The sequence below is a fragment of the Marinactinospora endophytica genome (genome assembly GCF_054780875.1).
Window position 1 is genome coordinate 149,448 of the sequence record NZ_BAAGVM010000001.1, and the last position, 17,401, is coordinate 166,848.

Consider the following 17,401-nt stretch of genomic DNA (forward strand, 5'->3'; position numbering starts at 1 on the left):
GCCGGGCCCCGTGGGGCGCCGGAGGAGGTCGCTGCGCGTGCTGGGACGAGCCTAGTTGCTCCCCTCCTGGGGAGCGGTGACGAAGTCGATGAGTTCCTCGACCCTGCCGAGAAGCCCCGGTTCCAGATCGGCGTAGGAGCGGACCGACCCCAGGATCCGCCGCCACGCCTCGCCCGGCTCCTCCCGCCAGCCCAGCGCGCTCAGGACGCCCTCCTTCCAGGGGCGGCCGCGCGGCACCTCGGGCCAGGCGGGGATGCCGAGAACCGACGGCTTGACCGCCTGCCACACGTCGACGAAGGGGTGGCCGACGACGAGCACGTGCGGCGAGGTGAGGAGCCGAGCGATCCGGCTCTCCTTGGACCCGGGCACAAGGTGGTCGACGAGCACCCCGAGCCGGCGGTGGGGGCCGGGGGCGAACCGTTCGACGACCTCCGGCAGGTGGTCGACGCCCTCCAGGCGTTCCACGACCACCCCCTCCACCCGCAGGTCGTGTCCCCAGACACGCTCCACCAGCTCGGCGTCGTGGACGCCTTCGACGTAGATGCGGCTCTCCCGGGCGGTCCGCGCGCGCAGGCCGGGGACCGCGATCGACCCCGAGGCGCTGCGCGCCGGAGCCGAGGAGGACGAGGGGAGGGGGCGGACCACGGTCACCGGCTCCCCGTCGATGAGGAACGCGGCGGGGGCGAGGTCGAAGACGCGGCGGCGTCCGTGCCGGTCCTCAAGCGTGACCGTCTGCTTGTCCCACGCCACCACGGCACCGCAGAAACCCTCGTCCGCGGATTCCACGACGAGCCCCGGCTCGGCCGGGACCTCGCGGATCCGGCCCCGGCGCGGGCGACGCCAGTCGCCGGTGAGGACGTCACCGCCGTACCTTCTGCCTGGTCTGCCGGAGTAAGTGGGCACGGGCCCGCATTGTAGTGGTGGCCTCGACGCTGGCCCGGACAGAGCCGACGGCGTGTCGACGCGGCCGGGACCCGTGCGCGCTCCCCCGCCACATGGGTAGGAAACCGTTCGACGACGCCGGCGCGTCCTGGCCGGGGCGGGAGCGGACCGGCCGACGTCAGGATCGCGGCCGGCGGGGTGCGCCACCCCGACGCGATCACGTGGAGGGGAGCGACTTGGCGGAACGGCATAGAATTAGCACTTAGGACCACGGAGTGCCAGGAGGTGAGCGCGTGCTCGACGATCGAAAGCTCGCGGTGCTACGTGCCATCGTCGAGGACTACGTGTCGACGAACGAGCCGGTGGGATCGAAGGCGCTCGCCGACCGGCACAGCCTGGGGGTCTCACCCGCGACGATCCGCAACGACATGGTGGCCCTGGAGGAGGAGGGGTACATCACCCAGCCGCACACCAGTGCCGGCCGGGTCCCCACCGACAAGGGGTACCGTCTGTTCGTCGACCGCCTGTCCACGGTCAAGCCCCTGTCGCAGGCCGAGCGGCGCGCGATCGAGACGTTCCTGTCCGGCGCCGTCGACCTCGACGAGATCATCGCCCGCACGGTCCGCCTCCTGGCGCAGCTCACGCGCCAGGTCGCGATCGTGCAATACCCTTCGCTGACCCGCTCGGCGGTGCAGCACGTCGAACTCGTCCCGCTCAGCCCCCACCGCGTGATGATGGTTCTCATCACCGACACCGGGCGGGTGGAGCAGAAGGTCATCGACGGCCTCGACCGCGTCACCGAGGCCTCCGTCGGCGACCTGCGGGCCGCGCTCAACCAGGCGGTGGCGGGCAAGTGGCTCAACGAGGTGCCCTCAGCGGTCTCCGACCTGCCGGCCCGGCTGCCCGCCGAGGAGCGGCCGTTGGCGGCCTCGGTCCTGTCGGTCCTGCTGGAGAGTCTCGTCGAGCGGCACGAGGAGCGGGTCGTCCTCGGCGGCACCGCCAACCTCGCCGGGATGGGCTTCTCCGCCGGGCTGCGCGACGTGCTGGAAGCACTGGAAGAAAACGTCGTCCTCATCCGTTTGCTCGGTGAGGCGGGTGATCCGTCCATGCTGTCGGTCCGGATCGGCGCGGAGAACTCCCACGAGGGGCTGCAGACCACCTCGATCGTGACCGCGGGCTACGGCATTGGAGATCAGTCACTGGCAAAGCTCGGTGTGGTGGGCCCGACCCGAATGGATTACCCCGGAACGATGGGAGCGGTACGCGCAGTGGCAAGATACGTCGGTCAGATCTTGGCGGGGCAGTAAGTGGCCAGAGACTACTACGAGATCCTCGGGGTGCGCCGCGAGGCCACCAAGGACGAAATCAAGAAGGCGTACCGAAGGCTCGCGCGGGAACTGCACCCCGACGTCAACCCCGACCCTCTCACCCAGGAACGCTTCAAAGAGGTCACCCAGGCCTACGAGGTCCTCTCCGACCCCGAGAAGCGCCGGATGTTCGACATGGGGGCGGACCCCTTCGCGCCCGGCGGCGGCGCCGGAGCCGGCGGATTCGGCGGGGCGGGGTTCCCCTTCGACGACATCATGAACGCCTTCTTCGGCGGCGGCCAGACGGCCGGCCGGGCCGCGCGCGAGCGCGCCCGCCGGGGCCGCAGCATCAAGGTCCGGGTCGAACTGGATCTCGCCGAGACCGCGTTCGGTGTCACCAAGGACATCACCTTCCCCACCGCGGTCCTGTGCGGTACCTGCCAGGGCGAGGGCACGGCCAAGGGGAGCCACCGCGAGACCTGCGACATGTGCGCCGGACGCGGTGAGGTCTCCCAGGTCACGCGCTCGTTCCTGGGTCAGGTCATGACGACGCGGCCGTGTCCGCAGTGCTCCGGTCAGGGCACCGTCATCCGCAACCCCTGCCCCGACTGCGCGGGCGAGGGGCGGGTGCGGGAGAAGGTCACCCGCACGGTGCAGATTCCGGCCGGTGTCGAGGACGGCACCCAGATCCAGCTCGCCGGCGAGGGCGAGATCGGCCCCAACGGCGGTCCGCGCGGCGATATCTTCCTGGAGATCGTGCAGCGGCCGCACCCGATCTTCGAGCGGCGCGGAGACGACCTCCACTGCACGGTGACCGTGCCGATGACGGCCGCCGCGCTGGGGGCCTCGCTCACCATCGAGACACTCGACGGAAACGAGACGATCGACCTGCGCCCGGGGACCAACTCCGGCCAGATCATCACGCTCGACGGGCGGGGCAGCCGGCACCTCAACGGTCCGGGGCGGGGCGACCTGATGATCCACGTCACCGTCGAGACGCCGAGCAAGCTCGACGAGGAGCAGGAGAACCTGCTGCGCAAGTTCGCCGAGCTGCGGGGCGAGGACCACCCGCCGGGCAAGTTCAGCCCGGGACAGGGAGGCATCTTCTCCCGGTTGCGTGGCGCCTTCAACACACGCTGAGCCGGCCGGCCGATGGCCGGACCCGGGGCCGGTACCAGGCTCGGGGTCCGGCCGTTCTTCTTGAGAGGGGACCTGTGACAGCTCCGGTTTTCCTGACCGAACCGGGAGGGCTCGCCCACGACACCGTCGTGCTTTCGGGGCCGGAGGGCAGGCACGCGGCGACCGTGCGCCGGCTGGTGGCCGGCGAGGCCGTGCACGTGGTCGACGGCGCGGGGACGCGGGCGCGGTGCGTGGTCGGCGCGGTCGGCAAGGACAGGGTGACCCTCGAAGTCCGCGACCGTGTCCACGAACCGTCGCCCACGCCGCGGATCACCGTGGTGCAGGCGTTGCCCAAGGGGGACCGTGGCGAACTCGCGGTGGAGGTCATGACCGAGGCGGGGGTGGACGCCATCGTGCCGTGGGCCGCGCAACGCTGCGTCACCCGGTGGAAGGCCGAACGCGCCGAGAAGTCCCTGAACAAGTGGCGGGCGACCGCGCGGGAGGCGGCCAAGCAGGCGCGCCGGGCATGGGTCCCCGAGGTGGCCGGGCTCGCCTCGACCCGTGACGTCGTCGCCCTGCTGTCCTCGGCGGCACTGGGCGTGGTGCTGCACGAAGAGGCCGAGGAACGCCTGGCCGCGCTTGCCCTCCCCACCGATCCAGCCGGCGGGATCGTCGTGGTCGTGGGGCCCGAAGGAGGGATCAGCGACCCGGAGCTGGCGGCGTTCACACAGGCCGGAGCGGTGCCGGCACTGCTCGGCCGCACCGTGCTGCGCACCTCCACCGCGGGTGTGGCGGCCTTGGCGGTGCTTCAGGCGCGTTGCGGACGCTGGTAGACCCGGACGGAGCATGGCCCCGCCCGGGGACGGGCGGGGTCACAACGCGAAGAGCCGGACCGGGCTACTCGAGCGCGGAGCCGGCGGGCGAGGGAGGGAGAGGGACCGCGGGAGCCGAGGGCTCGGGTGTCTCCGGAGGAGGAGAGGCCCCGCCCTCGCCGGGATCCTCGCCGCCCGGATCGGGTTCCGGCTCGGGAGCGGGCGCGGGGGCGGTGGGGGCGGGAGTCGGGGAGGGGTCGTCCGAGGCCGGGCAGGACTGACGCTTGGACTCGCCCTCACGGGCGGTGGCGGTGGGCGCCTCGTCCTCGGAATCGCACGGGACGGACGGGTCCCTGTGGTCGGTGTCGCCATCGGGACCGCTCGGGGACGGCGAGGGAGCGGGGGGCCGGGGAGCGACGGGTTCGGTACCGGGGGTGGGGCCGTCGGGAGGGACCGAGGGGGTCCCGCTCGTGGTGTCGCTGAGCCCCTGGCCGTCATGGGGGGTCCCACGGGAGTCCGAGGCGGAGTCCCAGCCCCCCGAGAAGACCTGGTCGCGGATCTGGGGGGTACCGAGCAGCACCGATCCGCCGATGAGCGCCGCGGCCGCGACGGCCGCCGCCGGGCGCAGCCAGGTCAGCGCGGCCCAGGGGGAGAGACGGCGTTGGGCGGTGCGCGTGCGGATCAGGTCGAGGGCCTCGGGGGAGGGGCGTACGGAGTCGGCCTCCGCACGCAGCGCCTCGCGCAGCCGCTGCTCGAATCCATCGTCAAAGGGGTCGGTCATGTCGTCCGCTCCAGGACCGATCGGAGCGCGGCGATTCCGCGCGCCGTGTGGCTCTTGACCGCGCCACGGCTGATTCCCATGGCATCGGCGATCTGTGCCTCGGAGAGGTCTCCGTAGTACCGCAGGACGATGGCCTCACGTTGTCGGGTGGGGAGCCTGCGCAGCGCGGCGACGACCTCGGCTCGTTCGAGCTCGCCCAGGGCGCCGTGCTCGGCGCTGGGGGCGTCGGGAAGCCCCTTGGGGGCGTGCTTCTCGACGACGGCGCGGTGGCGCAGCACCGAACGGGCCCGGTTCACCACCGACTGCCTCAGGTAGGACAGGGCCTTGTTGGGGTCTCGTAGGCGCCTCCAGGCGCCGTGCATGGCGACGAAGGCGTCCTGTACCACTTCCTCGGCGGTCGCGAAGTCGCGGACGAGAAGCGTCGCGAGCCGGACCAACGGCCGGTAGTGAGCACTGTAGAGCTGCGTCACCGCCTGGTCGGCGTCCCACTCGACCGCTACCGTCGCCGCGGGCGCGCCCGCCACCATGGTCTCAGTCACGTCATTGGGACGCGCGCCCTTGTCGCGGGGTTTACGAAAGGGCATGCCTTCTTCTCGCTCAGTTCCCGGGTCTGTCGCGGAGTCCGTGGGCGGACGTCACCGACGTGCCCGGGCCGGCGACCGGTCCCCTTGTCTCGGCCATGCGCGCTGTTCCCCCTTCTTCCCCGAGAGCGTGACAGCGTGGGAGAAGTCACGCAAAGCACCAGAATAGCCCGCGACGGCGAGGTTTTCCGGCTATTCACCACCGAAGGCGCGTTGGGGGAGCACGCGGTGGCGCGCTTCGCCCCACCGTAGGAGAATCCCGGTCCCGGCGCGGCCATAACGGCATGCCGCCCGTCCCCGGGTGAGGGCCTCGCCCACCCGCGAGGCGTGATGGGATGGCCGTGATCACCCCGGTGCGGGGAACCGAGGAGAAAGAGGAGAGGAGGGCAGCGGTGGCGTTGACCGAGCCCGACTGCCTGTTCTGCAAGATCGTCGCGGGAGAGGTGCCGGCCAACATCGTCCGTGAGGGCGAGCGGACCCTCGCGTTCCGCGACATCAACCCACAGGCACCCACCCACGTGCTGATCATCCCGAAGGAGCACCACCCCGACGCCGCGGCGGCCGGACGGGCCGGCCAGGGCCTCCTCGACGAGATCGCCCGAGAGGCTCAGGCGGTGGCCGAGGCCGACGGCGTCGCGGAGAGCGGCTACCGGCTGGTCTTCAACACCGGCCCCGGAGCCGGGCAGACCGTGTTCCACCTGCACGGCCACGTGCTCGGTGGACGGGGCCTGGAGTGGCCACCCGGATAACGGTCACGGCGCGCGGAAACAGCGGCCGGGACGGGGGAGGCCCCTTTCCCGGCCGCGCGAGCGCAGAGGGTGACCAGGGGCAACTTGATAGAATTTCGTCATAACAGCCGACGCTGTTACCCCACCGATCCCAGCGGACGCGAAAGGCAGGGGCGAGACGGCCGCGAGGCCACATTATGGTCGAATCAACGAAACCAAGCACCCAGGTCAAGGTCGTCGTGCCCGAAGAGCACATGATGATCAACCTGCTGGGGTCCGGAGACGAGCTTCTGCGGGTGGTCGAGCGCTCCTTCGACAGCGACATCCATGTCCGGGGCAACGAGATCACCATCAGCGGCAGCCCCGAGGAGACCTCGCTCGTCGTCCGTCTCGTCGAGGAACTGCTCGAACTCGTCGAGAACGGCACCCAGGTCACCCCCGACGCCATCGACCGGACCCTGGGGATGCTGCGCTCCCCCAGCGCCGACGGCGAGCGGCCGGCCGACGTGCTGACGATGAACATCCTGTCGGCGCGTGGCCGCACGATCAGGCCCAAGACCCTCAACCAGAAGCGCTATGTCGACGCGATCGACCGCCACACCATCGTCTTCGGGATCGGTCCGGCTGGTACGGGCAAGACCTACCTGGCCATGGCCAAGGCGGTCAAGGCGCTCCAGGCCAAGCAGGTCAACCGGATCATCTTGACCCGCCCCGCGGTCGAGGCCGGCGAGCGCCTGGGCTTCCTGCCCGGAACGCTCTACGAGAAGATCGACCCCTACCTCAGGCCCCTCTACGACGCGCTGCACGACATGCTCGACCCCGACTCCATCCCCAAGCTCATGTCGGCGGGGACGATCGAGGTGGCGCCGTTGGCCTACATGCGGGGCCGTACGCTCAACGACTCCTTCATCATCCTCGACGAGGCGCAGAACACCTCGCCCGAGCAGATGAAGATGTTCCTGACCCGTCTGGGTTTCGGGTCCAAGATCGTGGTCACAGGGGATGTGACCCAGGTCGACCTCCCCGGTGGTCAGGCCAGCGGCCTCGGCACGATCGAGCGCATCCTCGAAGGGATCGACGACATCGGCTTCTGCCGCCTGAACAGCAACGACGTGGTCCGCCACAAGCTGGTCAGCGCCATCGTCGACGCCTACGGGCGCTATGACCACGAACGGCAGGACGGGCGGCAGCGCGACCGCCGGCCGCGGTCCCGCCCCGCTGGTTCGGCCAACGGCGCCGGTTGATATCCCGCGTGGCCCGCACCGGGCCACGCGGACCGATGAACACAGAGATTGAGGCGCGTTCAGCAATGAGTATCGACGTCGCGAACGAGTCCGGCGTCCCCACCGACGAGACGCGGCTGGCCCGGCTGGCCCGTTACGTGCTCGACTCCATGCGGGTCCACCCGCTCGCGGAGTTGTCCATCGTGCTCGTCGACGAGGAGCCGATGGCCGAGTTGCACGTCCGCTGGATGGACGAACCCGGACCGACCGACGTGCTGTCGTTCCCGATGGACGAACTGCGCCCAGGGGGACCCGGGCGCACCTCCGACCCCGGTGTCCTCGGCGACGTGATCATCTGTCCGCAGGTGGCCGCCCGCCAGGCCGAGAAGGCCGGTCACCCGACCCAGGACGAGATCGACCTGCTGTGCACCCACGGCATCTTGCACCTGCTCGGTTACGACCACGCCGAGCCCGAGGAGCACAAGGAGATGTTCGGGCTCCAGGGTGAACTGCTCGCCGGATGGCGGCACAGCCTGGAGCAGTCCGTGGCCCAGACGGGGACGGAGGACGGTCCGCGATGACCTCTGGCCATACCGGCCAGGCCGGCCTCGGACCGGCCCTGTCGGCGGCGGAGCCCGTGACACTCCTGGCCGTCACCGGTCAGGAGGCCGCGGAGCTGGGGCTCGCGTTCGGATGCGCGATCCTGCTGTCGCTGGCCGCCGCCTTCTTCGTCAGCGTCGAGGTTGCCCTGACCCGGGCGGCGCGCATGGGGGTGGGCGAACTCGTCGGCACCCGTACGGGCCGAGGGGTACGCCGCCTGGAGGACGTCGCGGCCGATCCGGCGCGCCACCTCAACATGGTGCTGCTGCTGCGGGTGTCCTGCGAGGTGCTGGCGACCCTGGCCCTGGCCGTCGGCTTCGTCGACTGGCTGGGCCTGGACTGGCTCGCGGTGCTCCTCGCCGCCGTGGTGATGATCCTGGTCAACTACGTGCTGATCAGCGTCACCCCGCGGATCCTGGGCCGGCAGTTCCCCGCGGCGGTCGCGCTGACCGGTGCCGCTATCGTCCGTCCGGTCACCCGGGTGCTGGGGCCGCTCGCCCAGGCGCTGGTCCTGTTGGGGCAGGCGTTCACCCCGCGCGGCAAGGGCGAGCGCGAGGGGCCGTTCACCAGCGAGGACGAGCTGCGCAGGCTGGTCGACCTGGCCGAGCGGGGGCACGTGATCGACCCCGAGGAACGCCAGATGATCCACTCGGTGTTCAAACTCGACGACACGACGGTGCGCGAGGTCATGGTGCCGCGCACCGACATCGTGTTCATCGACCACGACGCCAGCGTGGACGACGCGCTCTCGCTCGCGCTGCGCAGCGGCTTCTCGCGCATCCCCGTCGCCGGCGAGGACATGGACGACGTGGTCGGCATCGTCTACCTCAAGGACGTCGTGGCCCGGCTGCGCGACCAGTGGAACGCCGGGCCCGGCGCGCCCGACCAGCACCGGACCGTCCGCGACATCATGCGCGCGGCGACCTACGTGCCCGACTCCAAGCCGATCGACGAGCTGCTGCGCGACATGCAGCGGCAGCGCATCCACGTCGCGGTCGTCATCGACGAGTACGGCGGGACCGCGGGCCTGGTGACCATCGAGGACATCGTGGAGGAGATCGTCGGGGAGATCACCGACGAGTACGACGACGAGGTCCCGCCCATCGAACGGCTGGGCGAGGACAAGGCGCGTGTCACCGCGCGCCTGCCGCTGGGCGAGCTCACCGAGCTGTTCGGGGCCGAGGTGGACGCCCCCGACGTCGAGACGGTGGGAGGACTGCTCGCCTACGTGCTGGGCCGTGTGCCCATCAGCGGCTCCCAGGCCGTGTACGCCGGTCTGCGGCTCACCGCGGAGGATCCCTCCGGCCGACGCAACCAGACCGCCACGATCCTGGTCGAGAGGGTGGCCGCGGCCGAGCAGGAGCAGGAGCCGACCCCCAGGGCCGACGCCTGAGACACCGCGCGACAGCGCGCGGTGACCGTTTGCGCAGGAGACGAGGAAGACGTGACCGAACCGACCCCCACCGCGGCCGAACTCGACCCCGAGGACGCCAAGCTCATCACGCTGGCCCGCTCCTCACGCGCCCGCAACGCCACGGCCGAGGGCGCCGCCGTGCGCGACGAGACGGGACGCACCTATGTGGCCACGACCGTGGACCTGCCCTCACTGAAGCTGTCGGCACTACAGGCCGCGGTCGCCGCCGCCGTCTCCAGCGGCGCGGAGGTGCTTGAGGCCGCCGTCGTGGTGGGCGCGGCCACGGAGCTGTCGCCGGCCGACGCTGCGGTGACCCGTGACCTGAAAACCGCGACCGTGGTGCTCAGCGGGCCGGACGGCACGCCCGCGAGCATCACGCGCGCCTGACGAACAGACTGGACTCATGGACGACCTCGACCTGGAAAAGCTGCGGGTACCGCTGCCCATGCCCTCCTACCCGGAGGGCTTCCGCAGTGGGTTCGCCTGCTTCGTCGGGCGGCCCAACGTGGGCAAATCGACACTGATGAACGCGCTGGTCGGCCAGAAGGTGGCCATCACCAGCAACCGGCCGCAGACCACGCGGCGCACCGTGCGTGGGATCGTGCATCGAGACGACGCGCAGTTGATCATCGTCGACACCCCCGGCCTGCACAAACCGCGCACGCTGCTGGGGGAGCGGCTGGACAGCCTGGTCCGCTCGACACTGGTCGAGGTCGACGTGATCGCCTTCTGCATCCCCGCCGGTGAGCCCATCGGACGCGGCGACACCTACATCGCCCGCGAACTGGCCGCCCAGCGCGACACCCCGGTCGTCGCGCTGGTGACCAAGACCGACACCGTCGACCGGGCCCGGGTGAGCGAGCAGCTCCTGGCGGTCTCGCGGCTGGGCGAGTGGGCCGACATCGTCCCGGTGTCGGCCGCGGCCGGTTTCCAGCTCGACACGGTCGCCGACGTGCTGTGCGGCCACCTGCCGGAGGGACCGCCCCTCTACCCCGACGGTGAGCTGACCGACGAGCCGGACGAGATGCTGGTGGCCGAGCTGATTCGCGAGGCGTCCCTGGAGGGGGTGCGCGACGAGCTGCCGCATTCGATCGCGGTGGTGGTCGAGGAGATGGCGCCCCGCGAGGGCAGGGACCTCATCGACATCTACGCCTCGTTGTACGTCGAGCGCCCGAGCCAGAAGGCGATCGTCATCGGCTCCAAGGGGGCGCGGCTGCGCGAGGTGGGCTCGCGGGCGCGCGCGCAGATCGAGGCGCTGCTGGGCAGCCGGGTCTACCTCGACCTGAGGGTGCGGGTCGCCAAGGACTGGCAGCGCGATCCCAAGCAGCTGCGCCGTCTGGGCTTCGACCAGCAGGTGTGAGGCCACGGGTGTGGGGGCGTCGGGCGAGACCTGGCGCCCCCACGCTCAATTCTGGTGGTTGAGGTCGCCGGCCAGGCTGACCGCGGCGCGCTGCACGATCGGCGCGGCCCGGTCCACGAACTCCCAGTTCATCCGCGATTCGGGGCCGGAGATCGAGACCGCCATCATCGCCGGTCCGCCGAGCACCGGCACGGCCAGGCACCGGACGCCGATCTCCTGTTCGCCGTCATCGATGGCGTACCCGCGTTCCCGGATGCGGGCGAGCTCCGCCGCGAACGCCTCGGGGGTGGTGATGGTGCGGTCGGTGGCCGCGGGCATACCGGTGCGGCGCACGGTCGCCAGCGCCTCGGCCTCGGGGAGCTGGGCCAGCAGGGCCTTGCCCACGCCCGCCGAGTGGGGGAGCACCCGCCGGCCCACCTCGGTGAACATCCGCATGGCGTGGGGAGAGGGGACCTGGGCCACGTAGACGACCTTGTCGCCGTCGAGCATGGCCAGGTTGGCGGTCTCGCCGAGTTCGTCCACCAGCTGGGCGAGGTGGGGGCGCGCCCAGGTGCCGAGCATGCGGGACGCGCTCTCACCGAGCCCGATGAGGCGGGGACCCAGGGCGTAGCGTCGCGACGGGAGCTGGCGGACGTAGCCGTTGCCCAGCAGGGTGCGGATGATGCGGTGGATCGTGGGGAGGGGAAGACCGGAGGAGCCGGCGAGCTGGCTCAGTGAGATCTCGCCGCCCGCGTCGGCCATGATCTCCAGCAGGGCGAAGGCCCGGTCGAGCGACTGGACGCCGCCCGACCGGTTCCTCGACTCGCTCTCCGCACCGGTCCCGCCGGTCGTCGTCTGTGGTGGCGTTGTCAAAGGTGTAGCTCCCATCGCGTGACCACTCCGACCGGCCGTTCCGGCTCACGGCCACTCGGTTCGGAGTTCTCATTCTGCGATACGGAAGCCGAGCCCGCTAATCCCGATCGTGGCTCGGTACCGACCGCTGCCATCTGCGGAAGTCCCCTGTGGCGCCCCTTGTTTCGGGAGGCTCCGCCGTACTGCCTCTTGTTGTTCCGAATTGTAGAAGTTAATGTCCGCTATATAGAAGTTATCGGTGCCGGGTTCTCTTCGCCCCCGGGCGCCGGTCCACAGCGGAAGGGACATAGACCGTGGTTGAGCAGGACTCCCTGGCCGGCGCGGCCGACGTGGCCGGTATCGGCCTGTCCGAACTCGGCGACGCCCTCGACACGAGGCTCGCCGACGCCGACGCGCGCCTCCTTCGCGGCTATCCCGGCGACCGGGGCCGCCGCCAACCGGTCCACACCGTCTACGTCCCCGCCGACGCGATCCGCCCCGGACTCGCCGCCGAATGGGGACGTCGGGCGCTGGCCTGCCTGGACGAGCACGCCCCCGACACCGCGACCCTCGCCGCGGCCACCGGCCTGGACGAGGCGGCCGTCGCCGACTGCCTGCCCCGGGTCCGGGCCAAACTCCAGACCGAACCCGTCGAGGACCTGCGCATCGACCTGGAGGACGGTTATGGCGCCCGGCCCGACGAGGAAGAGGACGCCCACGTGACCGCGGCGGCCGAAGCCCTGTGCGCCGACCTGGCCGAGGGCACGGCCCCGCCCTACTGGGGCATCCGCATGAAGGGGATGGAGTCCGCCGGCCGCAGGCGGGGCCTGCGCAGCCTCGGACTGTTCCTGCGCACCGTGCTGGAGCGGGCCGGGGGGCTGCCCGACGGGTTGACGCTCACCCTGCCCAAGATCACCGCGGTCGAGCAGGTCGAGGCGATGGCCTGGCTCACCGCGGAGCTGGAGAAGCGGTTCGGCCTGGCGGAAGGCGACCTCACCTTCGAGCTGCAGATCGAGACGCCGCAGTCCATCCTCTCCCACGACGGCGTGGCCGCCGTCGCCCGCATGGTGCACGCGGCGCCCGGCCGGGTCACGGCCCTGCACTACGGCACCTACGACTACAGCGCCGCCTGCGGGGTCACCGCGGCCTTCCAGAGCATGGCCCATCCGGCCGCCGACCACGCCAAGGCCGTCATGCAGCTCGCCGCCGCCGGAACCGGCGTGTGGCTGTCCGACGGTTCCACCAACGTGCTCCCGGTCGGTGACACGGCCCAGGTGCACGCCGCCTGGCGGCTGCACGCCGGGCTCGTCCGCCGGTCCCTGGAACGGGCCTACTACCAGGGCTGGGACCTGCACCCGCATCAGCTGCCGACACGCTACCTGGCCACCTACGCCTTCTACCGCGAGGCGTTCGAGCCCGCCGCCGAACGCCTCAAGGCCTACCTGGGCGCGGCCGGCGGCGCCATCATGGACGAGCCCGCCACGGCCCAGGCGCTGGCCTCGGCCCTGGTCCGGGGCCTGCACTGCGGGGCGTTGGGCGACGACGAGGTCGCCGCGGCGGCGGGGGTGTCACGCTCGGAGCTGGAGGGCTTCGCCAACCGCAGGGTGGGCTGACCGTCAACGAAGGCAACCGGACGAGAAAGGCGAGGAACATGCCGGAGCAGGCCCACGACCTGGTGATACGGGCCCGACGCGCGATCACCCCCGAAGGAGAGCGCGCGATCGCCGTGGCCGTGCGCGACGGGCGCATCACCGCGATCACCGACTACGACACCCCGCCTGCGGCGGCGCGCACCGTGGAGGTCGCCGCCGACGAGGTGCTGCTTCCCGGCCTGGTGGACAGCCACGTCCACGTCAACGACCCCGGACGCAGCGAGTGGGAGGGGTTCGCCACCGCCACCCGCGCCGCGGCGGCCGGCGGGGTCACCACGATCATCGACATGCCGCTCAACAGCATCCCGCCCACGACAACGGTCGACGGGCTGGAGGCCAAGCGCGCGGTCGCGCGCGGCAACGTCCTCATCGACGTGGGGTTTTGGGGCGGTGCCGTGCCCGAGAACAGCGGGCCGGCCACGACCAAGGAGCTGCGCGCGTTGCACGAGCAGGGGGTCTACGGCTTCAAGTCGTTCCTCTCGCCCTCGGGCGTGGACGAGTTCGGTCACCTGTCCCCCGAGGAGTTCCGCGTCGCGGCCGAGGCGATCGGCGAGTTCGGCGGCGTGCTCATCGTGCACGCCGAGGATCCCCGCGTGCTCGACGCCGCGCCGCCGGCGTACGGTCGCGACTACGCCTCCTTCCTCGCCTCGCGCCCCGACGAGGCCGAACACGCGGCGATCCGGCTGGTCATCGACACCGCGCGGGCCACCGGTACCCGTTGTCACATCCTGCACCTGTCCAGCGCGACGGCGTTGCCGATGATCCGCGCGGCGCGAGAGGAGGGGGTCCCCCTCACGGTCGAGACGTGCCCGCACTACCTGACGATCGCCGCGGAGGAGGTGCCGGAGGGAGCGACCCAGTTCAAGTGCTGTCCGCCCATCCGGGGAAGCGCCAACCGCGATCAACTCTGGGAGGCGCTGCGCGAAGGGGTGATCGACTGCATCGTCAGCGACCACTCGCCGAGCACGGTCGACCTGAAGAACCTCGACACCGGTGACTTCGGGACGGCCTGGGGCGGCATCTCCGGGGTGCAGGTGGGCTTCTCCACGGTGTGGACGGAAGCGTCGGCGCGCGGATTCCCCCTCGCCGAGGTCGTCGAGTGGATGGCGCGGCGGCCGGCCGAGATCGCCGGTGTCGACGGCAAGGGCGGGCTGGTCGTCGGCAACGACGCCGACTTCGCGGTCGTCGCCCCCGACGAGGTGGTGCGTCTGGACGTCGCCGAGCTGCACCACAGGAACCCGATCAGCGCCTACGACGGCCGTCAGGTGCGCGGGGTCGTGCGCGCCACCTGGTTGCGCGGCGAGCTGGTCGACCCGGCCGAGCCGAAGGGGCGCCTGCTGAGCCGGGGGTGACGACGGCCCGAGCGGGCCGGAGTTCCCGGGGGAGGGCCGCCCGGGGAGCGTCCGGCGGGCCGCCGTGTCCCCGGGCCGGAGCCGTGGCGTGGAACGGGCCGGCCGGAGCGGGGCGGGCAACCGGGAGCGGGCCGGCTCGCGCGGGTGTCCCCGCGGCACCACGGGCCGGCGCCCCGGCGGCGGCCCGGACCACGAGTCGCCGCCCAGGGCGCGGGCGCGCACCTCGACGGTGCGCTCCGCGCCGTCCGGCCCGTCGAAGGGCTCCGGGAGACCGTCCCCGGCAGGAGTTCGCGCTGTTCTAGGCGGCAGCGCCTCGCGCACGCCCACCCTCGCCCCGCCGCCCGTGGTCGCCGGGGCGACCGCCCCGGCGCCACCTCACCGATCCACACGCGGCCCCGGTCGGCCTCCGCGCCGACCGGGGCCGTACCCCGCTCCACGGCGGTGCCCAAAGCGGAATCCCGCGACCGCGAGGTCTGGTCGGCCTCGCCGACCGCGATGCGGCCGGATCCCGTTCGCGCCTCGATCGGACGTGGCACAGCTCGGTTCGGATGTCGCCGGAGGCGGTCCTTAGCCGCGTCGGTCCGCCGGTCTCGCCGGTCCGGATGTCGCCGGAGGCGGTGGTGACGTGGGCGCGCTGCCCGGACGTGGCCGGCCCCGACCTCACCGCGGGTGCTCCGCGTGCCGGCAGGCGCCGTGGTCGATCCGCGTCCCGCCATCGCGGGGACCAGGCGCACCCCAGCCGAGCCGCTCCGCGCGGTCGAGGCCGGCCGGGACGAGGCGCCGAGGCCGGGCCGGTCCCTCCGGCAGGTCGATGGGGACATCGGTGGCGGATCCGCCGCCCCGGCCCGCGCCGCGCACGGGCGAGGCCCCGACCGTCACGTCCTGGATTCCAGGAGCCGGTGCACCACCACGGTGCCCGGGGCGATGGACTGCGACATCCGGCAGAACGGAAAAGGCGCGGGGCCTGAGCAGCGTGGCTCCGCCGAGGACGCCGGCGATCCGCCGCAGCGACACCGCCTCCCTCAAGGGCATCGACCTGTCCACCCACAACGGTCAGGACCTCGACGCCGTATCCGCCGAACCCGACAGCCGCCCACGCGAAACGCTCGACCGGGAAACCCCGGCCGAGCGTTTCGCCTGAACCGCTCGCGGCCTGATCAACACGGCCACGCGGTGCAGCGCCCCGGGCAATCGCCCGGGACCTCGCCGCAGGGACCGGCACGCGGAAGGCAGCGCGGTCCTCAGGTGCGTGAAGGCGCCTCGTCCGACGGGGTCGGCGGGGACCCGGCCCCGTCGGAGAGGTCCCCGGACGTGGCGTCGCGCGCCTGCGGGGCCTCCTCGCGCGCGTCCTCCTCCGGGTACTCCTTGTCCAGGGTCGGGGCCGCGGCGAACACCGACGGACCCTCCTCGTACTGGCCGCCGCCGATGATGTTGAAACAGATGTTGAGCACGATCGCGACGACCGCCGCGCCCACGATGCCCGAGTGCAGGATGAGCGCCAACCAGTCGGGGAAGCCGTCGTAGAACTGCGGCACCGCCATCGGGATGATGCCGAAGCCGAGCGAGGTGGCGACGATGATCAGGTTCAGGTTGTTGTCGAAGTCCACCTTGCCGAGCGTCCGGATGCCGCTGGCCGCGACGGTGCCGAACAGGACGAGCCCGGCGCCCCCCAGGACCGGCATGGGGATCGCCGCCACCACGCGGCCCAGGATCGGGAACAGGCCCAGCAGGATCAGCATCAGCGCGCCGGTCGCCACGACGTAGCGGCTCCTGATCCTGGTCAGCGCGATCAGACCGATGTTCTGGGCGAAGGAGCTGCCCGGGGTGCTGTTGAAGAGCGGGCCGATGATGGAGGCGCTCACGTCGGCGCGCAGCCCGGCCGCGATCCGCTTGCTGTCGATGCGGGTGCCGATGATCTCCCCCACCGCGATGATGTGCGAGGCGCCCTCGGTGAGGACGACCAGCATGATCACGCACATGGTCAGGATCGCCGCGAGGTCGAAGACCGGGAGACCGAAGTACAGGGGCGAGCCGAGGGAGAACACCGCGCCATCACCGACCTGGCTGAAGTCGGCCTTGCCGAAGGGGACCGCGATGAGCGTCCCGGCGAGCAGGCCCAGCAGGATCGAGATACGGCTGAGCAGCCCGGGAAGGACCCGCGAGAACAGCAGGACCAGGCCCAACGTGGCACCGGCCAGGGCCAGGTCGGACAGCGCCGGCATGCCGTCCGCGGCGCCGTTGACGACCCAGTTGGCCGCCACGGGCATCAGCGACAGGCCGATGACGGTGATGAGGCTGCCGGTCACCACCGGTGGGAAGAACCGTACGAGCTGCCCGAAGAAGGGGGTCAGGCAGAACGCGAACAGGCCGCCCACCAACGACGCGCCGAACACGACGGGGAGCCCCTGGTCGGCGTCCGCGGCGATGGCCGTCATCGCGCTGACCGGGACGAAGGAGGAACCGACGACGATCGGCATCTGCGCGCCGATACGCAGCACCCCCGTCGTCTGCAACAGGGTGGCGATGCCGGCGACCAGGAGCGCGCCACTGACCAGGACGCCCAGTTCGGGACCGTCCAGACCGGCCGCGGCGCCGATGACCAGGGCGGGGGCGACCGCGCCGGCGTACATGGTGAGGATGTGCTGCAAGCCGTAGAGGACGAGCAACCGGGGTGGAAGCCTCTCGTCCTCCGGGCGGGAGGAGGGGGTGGCGGCCGAGGCCGGGGGGACGTGCGCGTTCTTGCGGAATCTCATGGCCAG

16 protein-coding genes and 1 pseudogene are annotated in these 17,401 nt (G+C 71.7%); 12 read left to right on the forward strand and 5 right to left on the reverse strand.

The window, feature by feature from the left end:
* Positions 1–51 precede the first annotated feature (51 nt).
* Complete coding sequence (locus ACYVHU_RS00655; RefSeq protein WP_498947334.1) at positions 52–903, reverse strand: DUF3097 domain-containing protein; 852 nt, start codon at positions 901–903, stop codon at positions 52–54.
* A gap of 272 nt (positions 904–1,175) precedes the next feature.
* Between ACYVHU_RS00655 and hrcA the strand changes: the two genes are divergently transcribed.
* The 3 genes from hrcA (at position 1,176) to ACYVHU_RS00670 (ending at position 4,141) form a co-directional block, all read left to right on the forward strand.
* The gene (gene hrcA, locus ACYVHU_RS00660; protein ID WP_078760167.1) at positions 1,176–2,189 is read left to right on the forward strand and encodes a heat-inducible transcriptional repressor HrcA; all 1,014 of its coding nucleotides are present in this window, start codon (positions 1,176–1,178) and stop codon (positions 2,187–2,189) included.
* The gene (gene dnaJ / locus ACYVHU_RS00665) at positions 2,190–3,329 is read left to right on the forward strand and encodes a molecular chaperone DnaJ (protein WP_078760168.1); all 1,140 of its coding nucleotides are present in this window, start codon (positions 2,190–2,192) and stop codon (positions 3,327–3,329) included.
* Positions 3,330–3,403: 74 nt separating this feature from the next.
* Entirely contained in the window at positions 3,404–4,141 is a 738-nt protein-coding gene (locus ACYVHU_RS00670; protein WP_498947335.1) for an RsmE family RNA methyltransferase, read from the forward strand.
* Positions 4,142–4,205: 64 nt separating this feature from the next.
* Here ACYVHU_RS00670 and ACYVHU_RS00675 read toward each other — a convergent pair whose 3' ends face one another.
* Positions 4,206–4,901, reverse strand: a complete 696-nt coding sequence (locus ACYVHU_RS00675) for a hypothetical protein (protein ID WP_498947336.1) — start codon at positions 4,899–4,901, stop codon at positions 4,206–4,208.
* A complete protein-coding gene (locus ACYVHU_RS00680) occupies positions 4,898–5,428 on the reverse strand; it encodes a SigE family RNA polymerase sigma factor (RefSeq protein WP_078760171.1) in 531 nt (176 codons plus the stop codon). The genes ACYVHU_RS00675 and ACYVHU_RS00680 overlap by 4 nt, the downstream gene beginning before the upstream one ends.
* Positions 5,429–5,880: 452 nt before the next feature.
* Here ACYVHU_RS00680 and ACYVHU_RS00685 point away from each other — a divergent pair, with 452 nt between their 5' ends.
* The 6 genes from ACYVHU_RS00685 (at position 5,881) to era (ending at position 10,807) form a co-directional block, all read left to right on the forward strand.
* On the forward strand, positions 5,881–6,231 hold the full coding sequence (locus ACYVHU_RS00685; RefSeq protein WP_078760517.1) for a histidine triad nucleotide-binding protein: 351 nt from the start codon (positions 5,881–5,883) through the stop codon (positions 6,229–6,231).
* A gap of 176 nt (positions 6,232–6,407) precedes the next feature.
* Positions 6,408–7,454, forward strand: a complete 1,047-nt coding sequence (locus tag ACYVHU_RS00690) for a PhoH family protein (protein ID WP_078760172.1) — start codon at positions 6,408–6,410, stop codon at positions 7,452–7,454.
* Between the two features lie 65 nt (positions 7,455–7,519).
* Positions 7,520–8,014 (forward strand): rRNA maturation RNase YbeY, encoded by a 495-nt coding sequence (gene ybeY, locus ACYVHU_RS00695; protein ID WP_078760173.1) that lies wholly within the window; start codon positions 7,520–7,522, stop codon positions 8,012–8,014.
* A 38-nt stretch (positions 8,015–8,052) separates the two neighbouring features.
* Positions 8,053–9,426, forward strand: a complete 1,374-nt coding sequence (locus ACYVHU_RS00700) for a hemolysin family protein (RefSeq protein ID WP_394330031.1) — start codon at positions 8,053–8,055, stop codon at positions 9,424–9,426.
* A gap of 51 nt (positions 9,427–9,477) precedes the next feature.
* On the forward strand, positions 9,478–9,834 hold the full coding sequence (locus ACYVHU_RS00705; protein ID WP_078760175.1) for a cytidine deaminase-like protein: 357 nt from the start codon (positions 9,478–9,480) through the stop codon (positions 9,832–9,834).
* 16 nt (positions 9,835–9,850) lie between these two features.
* Positions 9,851–10,807: a GTPase Era gene (era, locus tag ACYVHU_RS00710; protein WP_078760176.1), complete on the forward strand. Its 957-nt coding sequence runs from the start codon at positions 9,851–9,853 to the stop codon at positions 10,805–10,807.
* A 45-nt stretch (positions 10,808–10,852) separates the two neighbouring features.
* On the opposite strand, the gene ACYVHU_RS00715 is transcribed toward era, so the two are convergent.
* Positions 10,853–11,674, reverse strand: coding sequence for an IclR family transcriptional regulator (locus ACYVHU_RS00715; RefSeq protein WP_144389954.1), 822 nt, complete (start codon positions 11,672–11,674; stop codon positions 10,853–10,855).
* A gap of 314 nt (positions 11,675–11,988) precedes the next feature.
* Here ACYVHU_RS00715 and ACYVHU_RS00720 point away from each other — a divergent pair, with 314 nt between their 5' ends.
* From ACYVHU_RS00720 to ACYVHU_RS00730, 3 genes and pseudogenes are all read left to right on the forward strand, one after another.
* Positions 11,989–13,251 (forward strand): DUF6986 family protein, encoded by a 1,263-nt coding sequence (locus ACYVHU_RS00720; protein WP_078760518.1) that lies wholly within the window; start codon positions 11,989–11,991, stop codon positions 13,249–13,251.
* A gap of 38 nt (positions 13,252–13,289) precedes the next feature.
* The gene (gene allB / locus ACYVHU_RS00725; RefSeq protein ID WP_078760178.1) at positions 13,290–14,642 is read left to right on the forward strand and encodes an allantoinase AllB; all 1,353 of its coding nucleotides are present in this window, start codon (positions 13,290–13,292) and stop codon (positions 14,640–14,642) included.
* A 1,024-nt stretch (positions 14,643–15,666) separates the two neighbouring features.
* Positions 15,667–15,783: pseudogene (locus tag ACYVHU_RS00730) on the forward strand (IS30 family transposase); the annotation flags it as partial.
* Positions 15,784–15,883: 100 nt separating this feature from the next.
* Here ACYVHU_RS00730 and ACYVHU_RS00735 read toward each other — a convergent pair.
* A complete protein-coding gene (locus tag ACYVHU_RS00735; RefSeq protein ID WP_078760181.1) occupies positions 15,884–17,395 on the reverse strand; it encodes a nucleobase:cation symporter-2 family protein in 1,512 nt (503 codons plus the stop codon).
* Positions 17,396–17,401 lie beyond the last annotated feature (6 nt).

Coding starts and splice junctions, on each gene's coding strand:
- ACYVHU_RS00675 (WP_498947336.1), bottom strand. CDS start 4,901: ATGACCGACCCCTTTGACGATGGATTCGAGCAGCGGCTGCGCGAGGCG.
- ACYVHU_RS00680 (WP_078760171.1), bottom strand. CDS start 5,428: ATGGTGGCGGGCGCGCCCGCGGCGACGGTAGCGGTCGAGTGGGACGCC.
- ACYVHU_RS00690 (WP_078760172.1), top strand. CDS start 6,408: ATGGTCGAATCAACGAAACCAAGCACCCAGGTCAAGGTCGTCGTGCCC.
- ybeY (WP_078760173.1), top strand. CDS start 7,520: ATGAGTATCGACGTCGCGAACGAGTCCGGCGTCCCCACCGACGAGACG.
- era (WP_078760176.1), top strand. CDS start 9,851: ATGGACGACCTCGACCTGGAAAAGCTGCGGGTACCGCTGCCCATGCCC.
- ACYVHU_RS00715 (WP_144389954.1), bottom strand. CDS start 11,674: ATGGGAGCTACACCTTTGACAACGCCACCACAGACGACGACCGGCGGG.
- allB (WP_078760178.1), top strand. CDS start 13,290: ATGCCGGAGCAGGCCCACGACCTGGTGATACGGGCCCGACGCGCGATC.
- ACYVHU_RS00735 (WP_078760181.1), bottom strand. CDS start 17,395: ATGAGATTCCGCAAGAACGCGCACGTCCCCCCGGCCTCGGCCGCCACC.